The 17,656-nt window shown below is 39.6% G+C and carries 24 protein-coding genes and 1 pseudogene; 18 read left to right on the plus strand and 7 right to left on the minus strand.

Annotated elements, in window-relative coordinates; all coding sequences use genetic code 11:
- Positions 1-42 precede the first annotated feature (42 nt).
- Positions 43-672: a transposase gene (locus tag C7B62_RS13595; protein WP_233219953.1), complete on the minus strand. Its 630-nt coding sequence runs from the start codon at positions 670-672 to the stop codon at positions 43-45.
- A 112-nt stretch (positions 673-784) separates the two neighbouring features.
- Here C7B62_RS13595 and C7B62_RS13605 point away from each other — a divergent pair, with 112 nt between their 5' ends.
- Positions 785-1,273 (plus strand): transposase, encoded by a 489-nt coding sequence (locus tag C7B62_RS13605; RefSeq protein ID WP_106237058.1) that lies wholly within the window; start codon positions 785-787, stop codon positions 1,271-1,273.
- A gap of 144 nt (positions 1,274-1,417) precedes the next feature.
- Here C7B62_RS13605 and C7B62_RS13610 read toward each other — a convergent pair whose 3' ends face one another.
- Complete coding sequence (locus C7B62_RS13610) at positions 1,418-1,612, minus strand: ribbon-helix-helix domain-containing protein (RefSeq protein ID WP_106237062.1); 195 nt, start codon at positions 1,610-1,612, stop codon at positions 1,418-1,420.
- Between the two features lie 436 nt (positions 1,613-2,048).
- On the opposite strand from C7B62_RS13610, the gene C7B62_RS13615 reads away from it, so the two are divergent.
- Positions 2,049-2,243, plus strand: a complete 195-nt coding sequence (locus tag C7B62_RS13615; protein WP_106237066.1) for a hypothetical protein — start codon at positions 2,049-2,051, stop codon at positions 2,241-2,243.
- A gap of 197 nt (positions 2,244-2,440) precedes the next feature.
- Positions 2,441-2,689 (plus strand): helix-turn-helix transcriptional regulator, encoded by a 249-nt coding sequence (locus C7B62_RS13620; protein ID WP_106237124.1) that lies wholly within the window; start codon positions 2,441-2,443, stop codon positions 2,687-2,689.
- Between the two features lie 385 nt (positions 2,690-3,074).
- Here C7B62_RS13620 and C7B62_RS25720 read toward each other — a convergent pair whose 3' ends face one another.
- Positions 3,075-3,215, minus strand: a complete 141-nt coding sequence (locus C7B62_RS25720) for a hypothetical protein (protein WP_158260679.1) — start codon at positions 3,213-3,215, stop codon at positions 3,075-3,077.
- A gap of 109 nt (positions 3,216-3,324) precedes the next feature.
- On the opposite strand from C7B62_RS25720, the gene C7B62_RS13625 reads away from it, so the two are divergent.
- The 4 genes from C7B62_RS13625 (at position 3,325) to C7B62_RS25400 (ending at position 4,732) form a co-directional block, all read left to right on the plus strand.
- Positions 3,325-3,567: a type II toxin-antitoxin system Phd/YefM family antitoxin gene (locus tag C7B62_RS13625; RefSeq protein WP_106237070.1), complete on the plus strand. Its 243-nt coding sequence runs from the start codon at positions 3,325-3,327 to the stop codon at positions 3,565-3,567.
- Positions 3,564-3,950 carry a type II toxin-antitoxin system VapC family toxin gene (locus tag C7B62_RS13630; protein ID WP_106237073.1) on the plus strand — a complete coding sequence of 129 codons (387 nt, stop codon included), beginning with the start codon at positions 3,564-3,566 and terminating at the stop codon, positions 3,948-3,950. The genes C7B62_RS13625 and C7B62_RS13630 overlap by 4 nt, the downstream gene beginning before the upstream one ends.
- 323 nt (positions 3,951-4,273) lie before the next feature.
- Positions 4,274-4,453: a hypothetical protein gene (locus C7B62_RS13635; protein ID WP_146132103.1), complete on the plus strand. Its 180-nt coding sequence runs from the start codon at positions 4,274-4,276 to the stop codon at positions 4,451-4,453.
- Positions 4,454-4,534: 81 nt separating this feature from the next.
- Entirely contained in the window at positions 4,535-4,732 is a 198-nt protein-coding gene (locus tag C7B62_RS25400; RefSeq protein WP_146132104.1) for a hypothetical protein, read from the plus strand.
- Positions 4,733-4,808: 76 nt separating this feature from the next.
- Here C7B62_RS25400 and C7B62_RS26875 read toward each other — a convergent pair whose 3' ends face one another.
- Positions 4,809-4,940, minus strand: coding sequence for a hypothetical protein (locus C7B62_RS26875; protein ID WP_255414017.1), 132 nt, complete (start codon positions 4,938-4,940; stop codon positions 4,809-4,811).
- Positions 4,941-4,996: 56 nt separating this feature from the next.
- Between C7B62_RS26875 and C7B62_RS13640 the strand changes: the two genes are divergently transcribed.
- The 6 genes from C7B62_RS13640 (at position 4,997) to C7B62_RS13655 (ending at position 10,941) form a co-directional block, all read left to right on the plus strand.
- Positions 4,997-6,259 (plus strand): NAD(P)/FAD-dependent oxidoreductase, encoded by a 1,263-nt coding sequence (locus tag C7B62_RS13640; protein WP_106237080.1) that lies wholly within the window; start codon positions 4,997-4,999, stop codon positions 6,257-6,259.
- Between the two features lie 98 nt (positions 6,260-6,357).
- Positions 6,358-8,892: an NIF family HAD-type phosphatase gene (locus tag C7B62_RS13645; protein ID WP_106237083.1), complete on the plus strand. Its 2,535-nt coding sequence runs from the start codon at positions 6,358-6,360 to the stop codon at positions 8,890-8,892.
- A complete protein-coding gene (locus tag C7B62_RS13650; RefSeq protein WP_106237087.1) occupies positions 8,889-9,260 on the plus strand; it encodes a response regulator in 372 nt (123 codons plus the stop codon). Before C7B62_RS13645 ends, C7B62_RS13650 begins: the two co-directional genes overlap by 4 nt.
- A gap of 74 nt (positions 9,261-9,334) precedes the next feature.
- Positions 9,335-9,499 (plus strand): hypothetical protein, encoded by a 165-nt coding sequence (locus tag C7B62_RS25725; protein ID WP_158260680.1) that lies wholly within the window; start codon positions 9,335-9,337, stop codon positions 9,497-9,499.
- A 241-nt stretch (positions 9,500-9,740) separates the two neighbouring features.
- The gene (locus C7B62_RS25730; RefSeq protein ID WP_158260681.1) at positions 9,741-9,905 is read left to right on the plus strand and encodes a hypothetical protein; all 165 of its coding nucleotides are present in this window, start codon (positions 9,741-9,743) and stop codon (positions 9,903-9,905) included.
- Positions 9,906-9,945: 40 nt separating this feature from the next.
- Positions 9,946-10,941 carry an L-lactate dehydrogenase gene (locus C7B62_RS13655; RefSeq protein WP_106237090.1) on the plus strand — a complete coding sequence of 332 codons (996 nt, stop codon included), beginning with the start codon at positions 9,946-9,948 and terminating at the stop codon, positions 10,939-10,941.
- A 113-nt stretch (positions 10,942-11,054) separates the two neighbouring features.
- Here the strand turns inward: C7B62_RS13655 and C7B62_RS13660 are convergent, their stop codons facing one another.
- Together C7B62_RS13660 and C7B62_RS13665 are read right to left on the minus strand one after the other, a co-directional pair.
- Complete coding sequence (locus C7B62_RS13660; protein WP_106237093.1) at positions 11,055-12,047, minus strand: nitroreductase; 993 nt, start codon at positions 12,045-12,047, stop codon at positions 11,055-11,057.
- 65 nt (positions 12,048-12,112) lie between these two features.
- A complete protein-coding gene (locus C7B62_RS13665) occupies positions 12,113-13,132 on the minus strand; it encodes a dihydroorotate dehydrogenase-like protein (protein WP_106237097.1) in 1,020 nt (339 codons plus the stop codon).
- 218 nt (positions 13,133-13,350) lie between these two features.
- Here C7B62_RS13665 and C7B62_RS13670 point away from each other — a divergent pair, with 218 nt between their 5' ends.
- The 5 genes from C7B62_RS13670 to C7B62_RS13690 all read left to right on the plus strand — a co-directional run bounded on the left by C7B62_RS13670 (position 13,351) and on the right by C7B62_RS13690 (position 17,138).
- On the plus strand, positions 13,351-13,731 hold the full coding sequence (locus C7B62_RS13670; RefSeq protein WP_233219954.1) for a response regulator: 381 nt from the start codon (positions 13,351-13,353) through the stop codon (positions 13,729-13,731).
- Between the two features lie 83 nt (positions 13,732-13,814).
- On the plus strand, positions 13,815-14,501 hold the full coding sequence (locus C7B62_RS13675; protein WP_106237102.1) for a phosphoribosyltransferase: 687 nt from the start codon (positions 13,815-13,817) through the stop codon (positions 14,499-14,501).
- A gap of 31 nt (positions 14,502-14,532) precedes the next feature.
- Positions 14,533-16,473: an ATP-dependent zinc metalloprotease FtsH gene (gene ftsH, locus C7B62_RS13680; protein ID WP_106237105.1), complete on the plus strand. Its 1,941-nt coding sequence runs from the start codon at positions 14,533-14,535 to the stop codon at positions 16,471-16,473.
- A 2-nt stretch (positions 16,474-16,475) separates the two neighbouring features.
- Entirely contained in the window at positions 16,476-16,775 is a 300-nt protein-coding gene (locus C7B62_RS13685) for a hypothetical protein (protein WP_199194189.1), read from the plus strand.
- 171 nt (positions 16,776-16,946) lie between these two features.
- Positions 16,947-17,138: a hypothetical protein gene (locus C7B62_RS13690; protein ID WP_106237108.1), complete on the plus strand. Its 192-nt coding sequence runs from the start codon at positions 16,947-16,949 to the stop codon at positions 17,136-17,138.
- A gap of 319 nt (positions 17,139-17,457) precedes the next feature.
- Here C7B62_RS13690 and C7B62_RS26540 read toward each other — a convergent pair.
- Positions 17,458-17,577: pseudogene (locus C7B62_RS26540) on the minus strand (alpha/beta fold hydrolase); the annotation flags it as partial.
- Positions 17,578-17,656 lie beyond the last annotated feature (79 nt).

Raw genomic sequence — 17,656 nt, forward strand, 5'->3', positions numbered from 1 at the left:
TTGACAGTGAAGAGAGAATATAAAGGAGGTATTATGTTGTTATCATTCATCGCTTTCAACTAATTGTGAGAGAACAATCGGTAGTGTGGCAAAAAGTTGGGATAAAACAATCTGATTCAACCAAGAACAGTGTTTTGGTGTGTAATAAAAAACGATTTTATGCTCAGGGTTATTGAGAAATTCGGCTCTAGTTGCCATTGACTCTAGTATTCCTGACTGACCTTTCTTGCCCAAAATCATGACGGGAATTTCATCATTTGAGGCAATCCAACGAACCAAAGATTCGGATTGATGAGTGTTTAAACAGTCCATCACTAAATGCCACTTTTTTATTTGAGGATTAGCTTTAACCATTTGCTGCACATGGGTCATAAAATCTAGCTCAGTTCTAGTTTGACCGATACTTTCGTGTAAGATTTTGCCACTACTAATATCAAAACTAGCAATTAGAGTTTGAGTGCCATGTCGAATATACTCGAACTCTCTTTTGATTGGCTGACCTGGTTTTATTGGTTTGTCAGGAGCTTGTCTTTCTAGAGCTTGTATTCCTGTCATCTCATCGATACTAATAATCCTTTCTCCCTTTGTTCTTAAATTTTGTGCTTGTTCGTACAACCAACAGATATTTTTGGTTTTTTCGTCAAACTTTTCGTCGGGGGGGGATTCAACCAATATTCTGATTGATGTGGTTTCAATGTTGCTTCTGACAATAATCGAGCGACATGTCTGGGAGAAATAGTTGTGACTATCTTTTGTTTTTCCATTTCTTCGGCTAATTCTCTTGATGTCCAATGACTTAGAAGATGTTGGTTATGGTTATAAAGGGAAAGGAATTTTGATTCATACTTTAACCGAAGGTGGCGGAATGCCTCTTGCCAATTGCACTACTGCTGCTAATGGTAGTGAAAGAGAGCAAATTTTTCCTTTGCTTGATAGTGTGAAGTTGAAAACATTAAAAGCAGGGAGACCGAAGAAAAGAGTTAAAGTTTTAGCAGCAGATAAAGGCTATGATTCTAAGGAAAAGCGCGCTGCTTTAAGAAAACGGGGTATTAGACCTCAACTACCTCAACGAATTTATCAAACCCCGAAAAATCTCGGAAGACCAATCAAAATATCTGTTGCGAGATTTCAACAAGAAAGATGTTTCGCTTGGTATCAACGCAAATATCGCCGTCTAGTTGTTCGATGGGAACGTCAAAAAATCAATTTTGATGCCTTTTTATCTTTGGCGACCGTTCATATCTGGATTAACAAAATATTATTAGTGGGATAGGTTCATATACAGAAGAGTAAAGAATTTCTTTTTTGTGACCTTCTTACTCCCCCTTTACAAGCTGTCTCAAGAAATAGCCTCACGTAATGCAAGTGTGATATTTAATTTGACTTTTAATAAAACTGTAGAGACTGAAAGTTTAATTTACACAGAAATAAGTCCATCTTTTTCTAGCTTCTCAGCGATCGCTTTTCTAATATATTCACTGCGATTCGGTAAAGAACGAACAATAGCATCAATTTCAGGAGGAAGTTTGACGCTGACTGGCGTTTGCTTATGGGTTACCCCCAATCCTTTTCCCTGGAATAAATAATCTTTTTTCTGGTCTGTGTTTTCCATAAACAACGAGTATACTCGATATCACGTGCTATTATTATGACAGAGAGTTAGGGTCGGCAAAACTTGTTCTTTCTGTCTAATACTCAAAGCCAAAAAAGGCTTTGTCATCGTCAACAACTTAAAAGTTTAAACAATGAACTTAATATCAAGTATACATGATGGTTCAATTGATGTAGTAGCTTTTGAAACCACTAAAGAGCAAACATTTAAGCGTGGCGAAGTCCTTTAGGACTTATCGCAAAAAACCGCAAAGTTTTCTAGACAATATAGCAAAAGATTTTTGTCTCCATCAATCAAGTTTTCAAGTTACCCAGGTAACTTGAAACCTGGGTATAACCTTCTATCTCTTCATAAGCAATAATCATGACAACTATTAAGTTTCTGCTGTCACCCGTGAAGGCAGTAAAGTTAGAGGTGAGTTTAGGAGACAAAAACTATGCCTAAACTGATTAAATTAAAATCCAGCTTAGATCTAACTCATGATGAATCCCGCGATCGCCTCGCATTAGAAAGAAAAGTGGAACGGGCTTTTTATGTAGCAGGGGTAGCCTTAGCCCAATTAAGAGATCGCAGGTTATATCGTTCAACTCACAGTAGTTTTGAGCGTGGGGGACGCTGCATTGTTAATTAGGGTTGAGAGCGATCGCGATTCTTTCCACGGAGTGCGGTCGTTTCTCGTATTTGTACGAAAAGCATTTTTTCAATCAACTTTTATGGCTGGTAAATTAATGTTTTCCGTTTTCCAATATCTTAATTGTATACTGTCTGCAAACACCTGTCAACTATCGGTAGACAATATACAATAGAATGAAAGTTGGAAAACAACTTATGAAAACATTGCAAGTCAAGCGAGTTAAAACAAATGTTATTGATTTCCCTGGTTTGGGAAAGCGAATAAAGGAGGCAAGAGAAAAAGATGATCGTTCTTTAGTTCAAATTTGTAAGCAGTGTGATATTAGTAGAGCTTATTGGTATCAGTTAGAGGCAGAAGATATGCGCTCGGCTGTTACAGAAGAAATAATCAGAAGAATAGAGACAATACTAAATGTTGATTTAGGAGTCAGTTTTGATGATTAATCTTTAAAAATAAAAGCTATCCAAATTGTCTTAGCTGTCACTCAAGAGAAATTTGCATTCTCGTAGCAGCTTGCCACATATTAAAAATCGCCAAAGCAAAAGCGATCGCCATTCTTTGCACGGAAACCTGCGATCGCTTTAATTACACAAATCCCGTTAGGAGGGAAAAAATGATTACTTATATTTTAAGTGCAGTAGTGAAAAACTGCACCCACATTTCTACACAAGCATTTTTAAACCGCTTAAACCAGTTGGGAGGTGCGCTGTGATTGGATTCATAACGCCTTTCAACATTCTCGACTATATAGATCGCTTGAACGTAGTTATGAAGCAAAGGGTCAAAAGACTGGAGAGCATACAAACTATCTGAAGTAGTTAAACATTGTCAGGGGAGATGGGTATTAGGCTTAGAAGGAGAAGGATGTGTAGAAACAGCCAGAGCGATCGCTCTATGTGGAATAACATGGCAGGGTTCTAACTGGAAAAAAGAGGCGATCGCGTTATGGATTCCTTTATACCAGTTCACTTTGGTACATTTACAGGTTTACCTTCTCGTATTCTTTATAGCTTAATTATTTTTCCTAGAGGAACTAACACCAATGTTAATATAAACTAAACTTACAAACTTAGTCTATATGGAAATCATCAATATTCACCAAACTAAAACTCAGTTATCAAAACTGCTACAAAGAGTATCTTTAGGAGAAGAGTTTATCATTGCCAATCGTGGAACACCAGTAGCTAAACTTTCGCCTTATCAAACACCTATAACTAATTTTCGTATTTCAGGTAGACTAGCTGGTCAAATTAAAATTGCGGAAGATTTTGATGAAGTAGACGATCAAATTGTAAGTCTTTTTCAAGGAGAAGAAGAGTGAAGCTCTTATTGGATACTCATTGCTGGCTATGGTGGTTAAATGAGCCGCGAAAATTGTCTCCTTCAATGGAACAAGCCATTGCCGATCCTAACAATGAACTATTTCTTTCTGTAGCAAGCATCTGGGAAATTGCTATTAAAGTAGCTATTGGAAAACTGATAATTCCCCTACCTCTGGCTCAATTAGTTACCCAACAATTACCAATAGATAGGATTAACACTCTCGATATCCGAACAATTCACGCTCTAAAGATTGAAGAATTACCTGCTTATCATCAAGATCCTTTTGATCGTATTTTGATAGCACAAGCGATTTGTGAAAATTTGACAATTATTACTCGCGATCGCAAATTTACTAACTACCCAGTTTTACTACAAAAATAATTTATGCCTAATGTGAATTTAAAATTTTCGCAGATCGTCCGTGCAGGGCTTTAAATTGAGTTATTTAACTAATGTTACGCAAAACAACTAGAAATAGATAGTTTCGATAGTTTCAGTAAGTTATCCTAAAGGATACACTTCGCTATGAAAATAGATCAATAAACCCTTTCCCCTTTCTTCTTTCGCGATCTTTACAGATCAGTGAGTGCGTAACATCAATTACTTAATTATAACTACAAGACGTTACAATCAATACCGTTCAAAAATATTCGCTCTAGCGTTCAAAATCGCTTTTATTGCTCCTACCACTTCTGATCCTCTTATTGAGAGTAGTTCTTATTACAGGGGAACAGTTTGAAGTTGGGCTAAAAGGAGAATTTCTAGACCGCAGATTAGCAGCGACTCTATCAGCTTATCAAATTACCAGAGCTAACGATGTTGTTCCCGGTTTTAAGTTTAGCTTAACGATCGCCTTTCTCGAACAAATTACTGAGGGCGATTAGGCTCCGCCTACGCTTCGCGATCGCTTGGTCACTCTAACTGTATACTGTGCCAGCTTGATTAAATCAAAATAGTAATAGATTATGAAAACTGCACCTGAAAAAGAACAAACTTATCCTCAAGTTAGATCAAACCCTTACCACCGAGCTATACCTTGGCTGTTTTGGTCTGGGTTCTTGGGCATAACTATTATGGGTGGTTGGATAGGTTATGAGAAATATTTTCAGCGATCGCTGCTTAAGTCTACGTCCCTTTCTTGCTTAAGTTTTCGTGCAAGTTGAACGCTATTATAAGTTCGCTCTTCTTCATTTAAACAAGTTTCTATGTATTCCAAGTCTTCTGCTTTCCACTTTGCTTTTACTCCTCTTCCAGGAGCTGACCGTAATCCCACCAATTCTCGGTCTTGCCAACGTTGAATTGTCGCTCTGACTGTATGTTCATGACAATATAGATAAATACGTTATTAACCGTTGGTCGATTTTTCCTCATAAGTTCCTCAAATCTTAGCCTTAATCTTATAACAAAAGAAGTTATTTGGAAAAACAATGAATAATTCAACCACTCCTACTGTCATCGTCGGCGGAGGCTTTGTCGGACTCTTTACTGCTCTATATCTCAGCCATCACAACTACCCCGATCCCATAATTCTCATTGATTCTACAGAACGCTTTGTTTTTAAACCCTTATTATATGAATACCTATCTGGGGAAATGTATGACAAACAGGTTTTACCTCAATACAAGGAATTATTGAAAGGTACTGAGGTAGCTTTTGTACAGGGTGAGGTAACGGGTATCGATCTAGAACAGCGTCAGGTAGAATTAGCATCTGGTTTGTCCTACAACTATCGCTATTTGGTTTTGGGGGTAGGTAGTAGTCAGGGCTATTTCGGTACAAAAGGAGCAAAAGAAAACGCTTTTTCTTTCCGCACTGGAGCAGATACGGTAAAACTAGAACGGCATATTAGACAATGTTTACAACAGGCCAGCCAAACTGAATCTCAAGCAGAACGCAGCAAATTATTAACCTTCGCCGTAGTAGGAGCAGGTCATTCAGGAATTGAAATGGCAGCGACTTTAGCCGATCTACTACCACATTGGTATGGCAGTTTGGGTGGTAATGTTGAAGATCTTCGCATTGTGTTAATGGATTTCGTTACAGAAATTTTGGCAAAAGATGATACACATCTTCGAGAAACTGTCCAGTCAGCTTTGAAAAACCGCACTATTCCTGTGGAATTACTTTTAGGGGCAAAAGTTGCAGCAGTAGATTCAGACTCTGTGCAATATCAATTAGTAGATCGAGACGAAACTGAAACGCTATCGACCAAAACCGCAATTTGGACTGCTGGCATAGCTAACAATCCTCTAATTGAATCTCTGACGCAGATAAAGGATGAAAGCAAAAATGAGCATGGTTCTCCTCTGGTGACTTCCACTTTGCAATTAGTCGATTTTCCCGAAGTGTTTGCAGCAGGAGACTGTGCGACAGTTAAAGACCATTCCTTACCCCCAGTGGCGCAAATTGCCTATCAACAAGGAAAGGGAATTGCTGATAATCTGATTGCTTTATCTAAAAATAAAGGAACGCATTCGGTTGACGCAAATATGCGAGGAACTTTAATCAAATTGGGACTGAACGACGCAGTTGCCAATTTATTTGACAAAATATTAGTCCAAGGAAGACCGGGAAATCTAATTCGTAATCAGACTTACTTAAACATGCTGCCGACTCCTATGCATAACTTTAAAGCAAGTTCAGAGTGGCTTACTGACGAAATCTTCAATCGTTACCATTCATCAAGGTAAATTTTAAAACCGCATTGTGCAAGAAGCAGATCGCCTGCGAAGAAATCTCAAATATCAATCTTGAGTAAGATAAAAATAAATTACCTGATTTTGGTTCGATGACATTTGACAAATTAATAATCTTAGATCTTGATGAAACATTAATCCATGCAGCAGAAAAGCCCCTAGAGCAAGTCCAGGATTTTGTTGTCGGACCATATTTTGTATACTTACGTCCTCATGCTCGTTCATTTATCGATTTCTGCTTTGCATCTTTTTCTGCGGTAGCCGTTTGGACATCTTCCTCAAAAGACTATGCTGAAGAGATAAGTTTAAATTTATTTGGCAGCAAAAAAGAAGATTTAGCGTTTCTCTGGTCACAAGAGCGATGTGTCCGTAAATTCGATTACAAACGCTACGCCTCATATTGGATCAAAGATTTGAAGAAGGTGAAAAGACATGGATACACATTAGAAAAGATAATTGCGATCGATGATTCGCCTGAGAAACTTTATCGACAGTATGGAAATTTAGTGCGTGTTTTGCCATTTGAAGGATTAGTTTCAGATAATGAGCTATTGCATTTGCAGCAATATCTAACCGTATTAGCTGAAGCTGATAATGTACGCCAGATTGAGAAGCGCGGATGGCAGTCAAAGATAAACGCCACCAAAATAGAACAAAATTACCAGTATGTAAAAGAACGTTTTGAAACTTTAATCGCCAATGTTCCTGGAGCAATATACCGTTGTGCTAACGATGCTGATTGGACGATGGAGTTCTTAAGTGATGAAATTACGACGATCTCAGGTTATCGGGCTGCCGATTTTATTCATAATCAAAGTCGGTCTATAAGAAGCATTATTTACCCAGAAGATCGCGATCGCGTTGTTCGAGAAGTCCGTGAGGCGATCGCCATTCGTCAACCCTATACAATTGAGTATCGAATTATTCGCTCAGATGGATCGAATGCCTGGATTAAGGACAAAGGACAAGGAGTCTTTGACGGTGATGGCAAACTTCTTTGGTTAGACGGAATTATTTTAGATATTACCGAACGCAAGTGGACAGAGGGCTTACAGCAGATTCAAAATAGGACTTTGAAGATGATAGCTAGAGGAGAGACTCTAAAAGATACTTTATCAGAACTGATTGAGCAAGTCGACCGCTTATCTCCAGGTCTAAATTCAACCATTACGATCGTGCAGGAGGATGGTCAACATTTACGATCTTTTGTCAGTTCTCAATTGCCCCAAGATTATCTTAGCGCGATCGATTATTTACCCATTGAGGCAAAAGTTGGTTCTTGCGGGACGGCTGCTTATTCAGGTCAGCGAGTAATCGTAAGTAATATTGCTACCGATCCTTCTTGGACGGGCTATAAACATCTAATTTTGCCTCACGGTTTTCAAGCCTGTTGTTCCGAACCGATTAAATCCGATACGGGTAAAGTTCTAGGAACTCTTAATCTGTATTTTACCGAACCGCGATCGCCTTTACCTAAAGAGTTAGAGATAATGGAAGCTTGTGCTAATTTAGCCTCTATTGCTATTACTCGCCAACAATTTGAAGCTACATTGCAGCATAGCGAATCACAGCTACCTTTGATTACAGATGCACTACCAGCATTAATTTCTTATGTCGATTGCCACCAGTACTATCAATTTGTCAATAAGACTTATGAAGATTGGCACAAAAAACCCCGTACTGAAATTATTGGCAGCCATCTTCGAGAGATTCTAGGCGAGGCAAATTACCAGCAAATTAAACAGTATGTAGAATTAGCCTTGTCAGGGCAGACAGTAAGCTATGAAAATGAAATCAGATCGAGCGATTGCTTCTCACGTTGGGTTAATGTTACTTATATTCCCGATTTTAACCGAGAAGGATTTGTCAAAGGATTTTTTGGTTTAATTAGCGATATAAGCGATCGCAAAGCTACCGAACAAATGAAAGACGAATTTGTCTCGGTGGTTAGTCATGAATTGCGCACCCCTCTAACCTCTATATATGGCGCTTTAAAATTGATTGTAACCAACCCTCAAAGTGGATTATCCCAAGAAGACCGCGAAATGCTAAACATTGCCGTAACTAATACAAATCGCTTAGTGCGTCTGGTAAACGATATACTTGACCTAGAGCGCATTGAGTCAGGCAAAGTAAAAATGGTGAAACAGCCCTGTGAGGCTGCCGATTTAGTTCACGAAGCGATCGAAGTCATGCAGCCAATGGCAAAAGTTGAAAATATCACTTTGGTAGCAAAACCTGTTTCTCTGACCATTAATGTCGATCGCGATCATATCCAGCAAACCCTAACCAATTTACTCAGCAATGCGATCAAATTTTCGACCCCTAATAGTTCGGTTCAGGTTACAGTCGAAGACTTAGAATGCGAGGTTTTATTTAAAGTTATCGATACAGGGCGCGGGATTCCCGCAGATATACTAGGCAGTATTTTTGAGCGATTTAAACAGGTGGATGCTTCCGACTCGCGAGATAAAGGAGGTACTGGCTTGGGGTTGCCCATCTGTTACAAAATTATTGAAGAACACGGAGGTCGCATCTGGGCTGATAGTGAGTTTGGGAAGGGAAGCACGTTTTATTTTACTTTGCCTAAATCTAACTTAAAATCGTCAGAGGAACTGCCCCTATGACTGTAAAACGCATTTTGCTTGTAGATGACGAAGCTTCTATCTTAGCAGTGGCTCGTATTGGTTTAAAACGAGAAGGGTGGTCAGTGTTGACCGCAGCTTCAGGACAAGAGTGTATCGCTAAAGCGGTAGCCGAACAGCCAGATGCGATCGTAATGGATGTGATGATGCCCGAAATGGATGGACTAGCAACTCTCAAGCAGCTACAAGATAATCCTCAAATTAAACATATTCCCGTGATTTTTTTGACTGCTAAAGCTCAGAAAACAGATCGCCGTCGCTTTTATGCCTCTGGTATTAAAGGATTTATTACTAAGCCTTTCGACCCTACTACTTTAGCAAGTCAAATTTCAGGCTTTGTAGGTTGGTAGATACTGGTAAAAGATTTTCCTATTTTAATTAGATATGATTTCAGCCGAGTCAGTTGCAATTTGCTTCGATTCTTTTGAACTTATTTAGAAGCATTGGTGATATTGAGCAGGCAAATATTCAGCCTCGTCATGTGGAATTTCTCCAGCAGTCAAATATCGCCCCTGTAGATTATCCTCATAAGTTCCTCAAATCAATTTTTTATAACAGAATCAACCTCAAACAAATATTCGCCTTATAGATGTGAAGAGGTACAAGTTTAACGAGGAACTAAGATTTATGGTAACAACAGTCAGATATCGATCGCCAGGGTGCAATTGGTCAAAGAGCGCAACCCAACAACGCTTTCACCTGCGATTAGTAGAACCTGGAGCGACGCTGTAGGGCGTGACAATGTAGTCGCAATTTATCGCATTGAGCCTAGTGAGATAACTGGAAATCAAACATCAGAGTAACTTTATTACTAAATAAGAGATTGATAAATGATCGATAAAATACTCGTAGCAGTAGACCATTGCGAAAAAAATCAATTCGTCTTCGACTCAGCAATATTTTCAGCCAACCGTTCGGTATTAATCGTGCGTACTGCTATGGATAACGATTTTGAGCCAGTATCTTTTGAGCAAGAAAATAAAGCAGATAGCTAGTAAAAAATTAATCTCGCTCGATAATCAAAACCAATTAATTATGTTTGAAAAAATCTTTGATATCAATACTGAAGCCGAGCAAACCAATCTTCTTTCTCTCCGTAAAGGAGTCATTATTGGTGCAGGACAAGTAGGATTAGCCTGCGCCTACTCTTTACTGATTCAAAACTGCTTCGATGAATTAGTTTTACAGGATATCAATACCAAAAAGATTGAAGGAGAAGTGATGGATTTGCTCCACGGAATGTCTTTTATCGCTCCTACAGAACTTGTTGCGGGAACGGTAGCCGACGCGGGAAAGGATGCGGACATAGTAATTATCACCGCAGGTGCAGCACAAAAACCAGGAGAAACTCGCCTTGATTTACTAGGGCGTAATGTTGCTATCTATCAAAACCTGCTTGATGATGTAGCCAAGTATTGTCCCCATGCCATCCTGTTAATTGTCACTAATCCCGTAGATATTATGACCTATGTGGCACTAAAAATGTCTGGGTTTCCCAGTTCTAGGGTTATTGGTACGGGAACAGTACTGGATACGTCTCGATTTCGTTCTTTGCTAGCCCACAAATTAAACATTGATGCTCGAAGCGTTCAAGCTTATATCATTGGCGAACACGGAGATAGCGAAGTTCCCGTGTGGAGTACGGCTAATGTGGCTGGACGAAAATTGCTCTCGCAAGACTGGGAAAATCTTGATTCAGCAGAGCGAGAGTACTTCACGGCTATTTTTAGTCAAGTTAAAAATGTAGGTTATGAAATTATTCAGCGTAAAGGATATACCTCCTATGCGATTGGTTTAGCAGTGACCGATATAGTCGAAGCAATTATACGCTCTCAAAAACGCATTCTTACTGTTAGTGGTCTTGTTGATGGACTATATGGTATCAAAGATGTCTGTTTGGGGTTGCCTAGAGTAATCAATGAGAAAGGCTTTTATAAAACTGTCAATTTAGATTTGAGTCCCAGAGAAGAAAAACAGCTTCGTCATTCGGCTAATGTTCTACAAGATGTTTTTGCCCGACTCAAACTTTAATCTTTACAGTAAGGCAAAAATCGGGTTGAGAGACATTTGTACAAAAAGCTCTCAACCGCAAATTGATTTTTTGACTCATTTCTTTTGCTGTAAAACCCCTATGATGTTTACCTTCAGCGACTTGTCTTTTCGCTAACTTCATCTCTGCTTCTTCTAGCAGTTGGTTTGGTGTCTTGGGCATAACCTAAACGAAGCAGAATTTGAGGATGACCATTTTCAGGAAATAGAGCTTTTAAGCGCGATCGCAATTGAGGGACTTGAATTGGTTGATTGAGGAAAGATGCCCAAACACCATCAACTCTAGCTCTCAAGAGTAAATGTGCTAGAGCTTCTCCTGTAGCTAGCCAACTATGAGGGCGATCGCCATCGCTACTAATCAACATCAAAACAGGAGCAGGTATCGGTAGCTGACAATTTTGGGCTGACTCTGAATCTATCCATTGAGCTAATTCTCGACCAAACAAAGGGTCTGTCGTTTGCAGGCGATCGCCTAGATCGATTAAATTAATTACTTCTGGACAAAAAGCTTGGGGTATAACTTTAGCTGTAATATGCAGGTTAATACATTCTGCATCAGCAGCCGATTCTAGTTCCAATTTTAAGGATTTTGGAATCTGACAATCTTTAAAGTCAAGCGGGTTAATATCAAGTCTGGGAATTGCTCGAAACAAAAACTTTTCTTCAAGTTGGGTAATTCTTCTACTCCCAAAGCGGATTCTTGCCAGCCAACTGCGATTATGACGCTCTGGAAGAATTTCTACTAGATCTTTATAGCCAAAATAACGTATGGCAAGGCGAAGATGAAATAAAGCTGCGCCACAGCTAATAATGGGTTCTCGATAATCGGGGTTGGCTACGGGCAAGGCACGAGTTGTATCTGCATATAGTTCAATAGCATCATCAACTATTTTGAATAGCCCAGGCGGAATATTATGAATTGATGGGGCTAAGACTGCATAGTTGAGTAAAAATTTGAGTTTATCTGTAGTTGTACCATCAAAAGGAAAATCATCTTCTTTAATTTCCCAGGGATTTAAGACGAATTCTGGCTCTTGATTTGTTGAGTCTAGTTTGATTGTGGGAAAAACATCTAAAAGATTAATCACGATTGCTACCTCAAGATTAAGTATTGTCAAAAATTGTCAGAATTTGGCTTGTTGAAGGCAGACATTTATTTGGCATAATTCCTAACATACGTTCCGTCAACCATTTTCCAATAGGGTTGATAGGTTTGTAGAGCTTTGAGATATTGCGCTCGTTCAAAAACACTAGGATCGGGACAATTTATTTGGCTTAAGCTGCCTTGTAACTGAGCAATTGATTCGTATTTGTTAACCTCCAACCATTCAATCATGTCTTTTTCAATTATTCGTAGCTGTTCGATACCATGACTCATTAGTGTGCTAACTAACATGGTGACATTAGCACCTACCAGCATCATTTTGATGACATCTTGAGCGGTAAGAATCCCGCCTGTAGCAGCAAAATCGATGGGAAGAGTGCGATACAAAATAGCGATCCAGCGCATCGGTAAACGCATCTCTCTAGAAGTGCTAAGAAGCAAATTGGACTCTACTTTTAGAGTTTCTAGATTGATATCGGGTTGGTAAAAACGATTGAATAATACTAAACTATTGGCACCAGCATCACTTAGTCTTTTCGCCATATTTGCCATATTGCTAAAGAAAGGACTCAGTTTGACTGCTACAGGTAGATTAACAGCGTCTGTAACGCTGCGAACAATATCTACATAAGTTTGTTCTACTTGCTCGCCACTCATTGACAGATCTGTAGGAATGTCATAAATGTTTAATTCCAACCCATCGGCACCTGCTTGCTCTACCTGCCGTACATAATCACCCCAGCTACCTACTGTAGAACTGTTGAGACTAGCAAAGATGGGAATATCCACCATCTTTTTAGCACGACGAATACGCTCTAGATAGGCTTCTGAATCGACAGGAAAATCTGATTCGGGATAACTTTCTGTAGGGTGAGCGAATTGATGATATGCTTCGTATCGTTCTTCTAGTAGTTGTTCTTCAAACAAAGAATGCAATACTACTGCTCCTGCGCCAGCATCTTCCATCCGTTTAATATTATCGATATTTTCGGTTAGAGGTGCTGCTGCACCAACCACCAAAGGCGATCGCAATGTCTTACCTAGATAAGTTGTGGATAAATCTACCATTTATTTTCCTCCTCAATCTGTCTTTAAATTAAGAAAATGTTTTGAGGAAGTTATGAGTAATAGGATTTAATTTAATTTAATTATCCTTACTGAATTAATAGACACAACAGTAACATCATAAGTATCTAGAACGAGCAGCTTGCTCACCTCATAAGTAGCTCATATTTCTAAATTAATATATTGTTTTAAACCAAGCGCTTGTTAGGAATAGATTATTAATGCTACAGCTAGATCGCAAATATATTCTGGTTATTGAAGTTGCTAAAGATATTCGCGAAATTATTAAACGCAGCTTGGGACACATGGCAAATTGGCAAGTGTTTTCAGTAAACACAATCGCTGAAGGATTGACTTTAATTCAAACACAGCAACCCAATGTAATTTTACTCGAAGCTGACTTATTAGACCACAGCGATTGCCATATTTGGCAACAGCTACAAACTACTGCTTCTGAGCAGTCTATTCCCCTAATCTTTATGGCAGCGAGAATTAGATCCATGGATCGACTTCGATTTGAGGAACTTGGTGCTGTATCGGCGATCGCCAAACCTTTTGAGCCACAAGAATTGGTAGAGGCGATCGCTCAACTATTAAAGTAATTTTGGTTACACATCATCACGACTCATAACTTCCTCAAAACTGCCAACTATAGTGGGAATTAATCTTGAGATTGGTAAAAATCATGAAACCAGTTTTTTCTAATAGACGAGAAGCAGGAAAAAAATTAGCCCAAAAACTTACCGCCTATGCTAATCATCCTCAAGCAATAGTATTGGGACTACCTCGTGGTGGCGTACCTGTGGCTTATGAGATTGCCAAAACTTTAAATCTTCCCTTGGATGTTTGTTTGGTCAAAAAATTAGGACTACCTAACAATCCAGAAACAGCGATGGGTGCAGTTGTCGAAGATGAACTGTTGCCTGACTACTGTGGCAACATTACTATAATTAATCAAAACACGACACAAATTCACGGAGTCAATTCAGAACAGCTAAGAGCGATCGCTGCTCAAGCAAAAGTCGAATTAAGATGGCGCGATCGCTGTTATCGAAGCTTTCGTCCCCTGCTAAAAATTTCGCAGCATATTGTTATTATCGTTGATGATGGTATTGCTACGGGTCAAACTATGGAGGCTGCGGTAACTGTTTTGCGACGGCATAAGCCAAAGAAAATTATCATTGCTACTCCCGTAGCATCAAAGTCAGCTATAGAACAATTAGCAACTCAGGTAGACGACTTTATCTGTTTAATAAAACCAAAATATTTAGGTGCAGTGGATTTTTGCTATGAGGATTTTACTCAAACAACAGATCGAGAAGTGTGCGATTTACTTTCTCAAATGTCTTACAAGACTTTAGTAACGTCTTAGTCATTGCCAAGCTACACCAGGAGTAATAGATATGTTTCAACACCAGAATCCCAATCAAACATCACCATCGAATCAATGGCAATTGACTTTGATTTTAAGCGCGCTCTGCTTGATTTTATTTAGTTTATTCCTGACTCCATCATCAGCTAAGTCTCAATCCTACAGTAAGTTTATCAACTTAGTAGAGAGCGATCGCGTCGAGCAGGTAACTATTAGCCCCAATCGTCTTGAATATACTCTCAAATCAGAAGGATTTGCCGACAACTCGGAGCAGGTTTTTACTACAGTTCCAGTGACTCAAGATACAGAGTTACCGAAGATTTTGCGTCAACATCAAGTAGAATTTTCCGCAACACCTGCTAATAATGACACTTGGTTTTGGGGTTTTGTACAAGTATTATTTTTCCTCTTTTTGTTGGTCAATTTGGGCGGTCTGTTAATTGCTCGCCGTCAACAAGGCGGAGCAAGTCCTTTTGCTGTTGGTCGCAGCAACGCTCGTATTTACTCCGAAGGCAGTCTGGATGTTACCTTTGATGATGTAGCGGGAGTCGATGAAGCTAAGACAGAACTTTATGAAATTGTCGATTTTTTGCAAAACAAGACTAAATACGCTCTTTTAGGAGCAAAAATACCTAAAGGTGTATTGTTAGTAGGACCTCCAGGCACAGGCAAAACTTTATTGGCAAAAGCGATCGCAGGAGAAGCTGGTGTTCCTTTCTTCAGTATTTCTGGCTCGGAATTTATCGAAATGTTTGTCGGCGTTGGTGCATCGCGGGTGCGGGATTTATTCGAGCGCGCTAAAAAACAAGCCCCAGCAATAGTCTTTATCGACGAACTAGATGCCTTGGGTAAGTCTCGCGCCTCTGGTGGAGCTTTTATGGGCGGTAACGACGAACGAGAACAGACACTCAACCAGCTACTGGCAGAAATGGACGGGTTTGAACCCAACACAGGAGTAATTCTGCTGGCTGCTACTAACCGTCCCGAAGTTCTCGACCCTGCTTTATTGCGTCCTGGTCGTTTTGACCGTCAGATTTTGGTCGATCGCCCTGACAAGTCGGGAAGACTAGCGATATTAGAAGTTCACGCTAGAAATGTTAGTTTAGCCGAAGACGTGGATTTAGATAAATTAGCTGCTCGTACTCCTGGTTTTGCAGGGGCAGATTTGGCAAACCTGATTAACGAAGCTGCGCTGCTTGCTGCTCGAAATAATCGCTATGCGGTAACTATGGCAGATTTTAACGAAGCCTCTGAGAGAATCTTGACAGGATTGGAAAAAAGATCTCGGGTACTCAACGAAACTGAAAAGAAAACTGTGGCACATCATGAAGTCGGTCATGCGATCGTGGGGTCGTTGATGCCTGGAACGGATAGAGTCGAGAAGATATCCATTGTTCCTCGTGGTATTGGTGCATTGGGCTATACCCTCCATCTACCAGAAGAAGATCGTTTCCTAATGATGGAAGACGAAATTCGCGGTCGTATTGCCACTTTATTAGGAGGACGTGCTGCTGAAGAATTAATCTTTGGCAAAGTATCTACGGGCGCTAGCGACGATATTCAAAAAGCTACTGAGCTTGCTGAAAGATACATAACTCTCTATGGTATGAGCGATCGCCTGGGTCCCATTGCTTTTGAAAAAGTACAGCAGCAGTTTCTAGATGGTATGACTAATCCTCGTCGTCAGGTTAGCCCCAAAGTTGCCGAAGAAATCGACCTGGAAGTCAAAGCAGTAATTGATGGTGCATATCAGACCGCTAAGACTACTCTTTTAGAAAACCGCGAACTATTGACCGCGTTAGCTCAAATTCTCTTAAAGCAAGAAGTTTTAGAAGGAGAACAACTGCGATCGCATCTGGGTCAAGCTCAAAGAAACGATCTGGTAGATAAATGGTTGCAAACAGGAAAGTTAGCCCAAAATAATTTACTCGCTCCTGCTTTATCTCATAACGGAAAAGCCTTAAAGAGGTGAAAATGATGGAATTACATACAGCTAAAATCGAACAAATCGCTACACAGTTACTAGCAGGAATGCTGGCAAATCCTGAGATTTACAGTCTTTATCCTAGGGTAAATAAAATTCATTGTCTCGATCCTACTGCCAAGAAAAAAGTTGGTAGAGAACAAGAAGAAGAACTAATCATGAAAGCAATCGTTATGGCAGAAACTCTTGTCACTAAGGTCGAAACTCAAATTCAACATCGCGATTATTTTCCTTCTCCCACAAGACCTGTGGCGATCGATCCCATTCCCCAAGGTATTGCATCATCATAGGACGATATTAACGGGACTTAGAGACTTAAGTAGTTGGAGAGAAAGGAAATAAATAAATAATTGTCATGTTATTCCCTTTGTCATACTTGAGTGCGAGCCTTGGGCATCGTTCTAATTCGAGCCTAAAAAAATATAACCCTTAGAACACAATTTTAGATAAGGAGAAAGACAATGGTTAAATTTCATCTAGGAAAATTTTTGGCTTTATTGTTAACAGGTTGTTTACTGGTTTCTTTGCCTCAAATAATAAATTACTTTGCTATGCACGATCCAGTTACTCATCAGCTTGAAAAAGCTCCCAAACAAATAGACAGTTGGCGACAAAGTGGATTCGCTATTATTACATCACAAAGGGCAAACTAAATATGGCGCTCATAAATCTTCTGAAGGCAATACTAATACTGTTTATTTTTACTTATATTTTCTGTTTAATATTGACTACCGACTTAGGCTTTGGTCCAGTTGCTAATGTTGCTTTGTACTTAGGCGGTGTGGTTTTGATAGGTTGGGCGAGTATAGCTTCTTTGAATATTTTTAACGATTGAGTGTCCTAGTCGCGGTTGAGTTTCTTGCTCTTACTCATAGAACAACTGAATCGCACGGGTTGCTTGTCAGTCCTAAGTTTTGCACAATTTTACAGTTCGATTGGCTTTTTTCTGATTTCCTTAAGTTGTGACCAATGATCCCATAGGGCGATCGCATTTTTAGCATAGTCAGCAACTGAATATTCTCTAGGGGGTCGATCTGAATCGCCTAACCCCATTAAATCCATCGCGATCACCTGTCTACTTTGAGCGAGAATGGGACGTTGTTCAAACGAGGGTTACAGTTGGAGGAAAAATCACTTGTTAAATAGTACATATGTTTTAAATTCCCTACGA

Source organism: Pleurocapsa sp. CCALA 161 (assembly GCF_003003995.1).
GTDB lineage: Bacteria > Cyanobacteriota > Cyanobacteriia > Cyanobacteriales > Xenococcaceae > Waterburya.

Coding starts and splice junctions, on each gene's coding strand:
- C7B62_RS13605 (WP_106237058.1), top strand. CDS start 785: ATGTCCAATGACTTAGAAGATGTTGGTTATGGTTATAAAGGGAAAGGA.
- C7B62_RS13610 (WP_106237062.1), bottom strand. CDS start 1,612: ATGGAAAACACAGACCAGAAAAAAGATTATTTATTCCAGGGAAAAGGA.
- C7B62_RS13615 (WP_106237066.1), top strand. CDS start 2,049: ATGCCTAAACTGATTAAATTAAAATCCAGCTTAGATCTAACTCATGAT.
- C7B62_RS13620 (WP_106237124.1), top strand. CDS start 2,441: ATGAAAACATTGCAAGTCAAGCGAGTTAAAACAAATGTTATTGATTTC.
- C7B62_RS13625 (WP_106237070.1), top strand. CDS start 3,325: ATGGAAATCATCAATATTCACCAAACTAAAACTCAGTTATCAAAACTG.
- C7B62_RS25400 (WP_146132104.1), top strand. CDS start 4,535: ATGAAAACTGCACCTGAAAAAGAACAAACTTATCCTCAAGTTAGATCA.
- C7B62_RS26875 (WP_255414017.1), bottom strand. CDS start 4,940: ATGAGGAAAAATCGACCAACGGTTAATAACGTATTTATCTATATTGTC.
- C7B62_RS13640 (WP_106237080.1), top strand. CDS start 4,997: ATGAATAATTCAACCACTCCTACTGTCATCGTCGGCGGAGGCTTTGTC.
- C7B62_RS13645 (WP_106237083.1), top strand. CDS start 6,358: ATGACATTTGACAAATTAATAATCTTAGATCTTGATGAAACATTAATC.
- C7B62_RS13650 (WP_106237087.1), top strand. CDS start 8,889: ATGACTGTAAAACGCATTTTGCTTGTAGATGACGAAGCTTCTATCTTA.
- C7B62_RS25730 (WP_158260681.1), top strand. CDS start 9,741: ATGATCGATAAAATACTCGTAGCAGTAGACCATTGCGAAAAAAATCAA.
- C7B62_RS13655 (WP_106237090.1), top strand. CDS start 9,946: ATGTTTGAAAAAATCTTTGATATCAATACTGAAGCCGAGCAAACCAAT.
- C7B62_RS13665 (WP_106237097.1), bottom strand. CDS start 13,132: ATGGTAGATTTATCCACAACTTATCTAGGTAAGACATTGCGATCGCCT.
- C7B62_RS13670 (WP_233219954.1), top strand. CDS start 13,351: ATGCTACAGCTAGATCGCAAATATATTCTGGTTATTGAAGTTGCTAAA.
- C7B62_RS13675 (WP_106237102.1), top strand. CDS start 13,815: ATGAAACCAGTTTTTTCTAATAGACGAGAAGCAGGAAAAAAATTAGCC.
- ftsH (WP_106237105.1), top strand. CDS start 14,533: ATGTTTCAACACCAGAATCCCAATCAAACATCACCATCGAATCAATGG.
- C7B62_RS13685 (WP_199194189.1), top strand. CDS start 16,476: ATGATGGAATTACATACAGCTAAAATCGAACAAATCGCTACACAGTTA.
- C7B62_RS13690 (WP_106237108.1), top strand. CDS start 16,947: ATGGTTAAATTTCATCTAGGAAAATTTTTGGCTTTATTGTTAACAGGT.